Origin of the sequence: Curtobacterium sp. P97 (assembly GCF_023712445.1) — a bacterium.
GTDB lineage: Bacteria > Actinomycetota > Actinomycetes > Actinomycetales > Microbacteriaceae > Curtobacterium.
The window spans coordinates 1-390 of sequence record NZ_JAMAYF010000221.1; the positions used below are offsets into that span (position 1 = coordinate 1).

Sequence of the window (390 nt, forward strand, 5' to 3'; positions counted from 1 at the left end):
GGCATGCTCAAGCCCGAGTACGAAGAGGTGCAGCTGGGCCGTGCCGAGGTCCGCGAGGTCTTCCGCGTCCCGAGGATCGGCAACGTCGCGGGTTCGCTGGTGCGCAGCGGCACGATCGTGCGCAACAGCAAGGCCCGGCTCATCCGCGACGGTGCGGTCGTCGCCGACAACCTGTCGGTCGACTCGCTGCGCCGCTTCAAGGACGACGCGACCGAGGTCCGCGAGGGCTACGAGTGCGGTATCGGCCTGGGGTCGTTCAACGACATCAAGGTCGACGACGTCATCGAGACGTTCGAGCTGCGCGAGAAGCCCCGGGTGTGACCCACGCAGCAGGTCGGCGGATGATGGGTCGGTGTTCACCGGCTCGTTGACCGCCGACCTGCTGCTGGG

At 67.9% G+C, this 390-nt stretch carries 1 pseudogene; it reads left to right on the forward strand.

The features are described 5' to 3' along the window. Positions 1 to 321: pseudogene (locus M3677_RS17740) on the forward strand (translation initiation factor IF-2); the annotation flags it as partial. Positions 322 to 390: the final 69 nt, after the last annotated feature.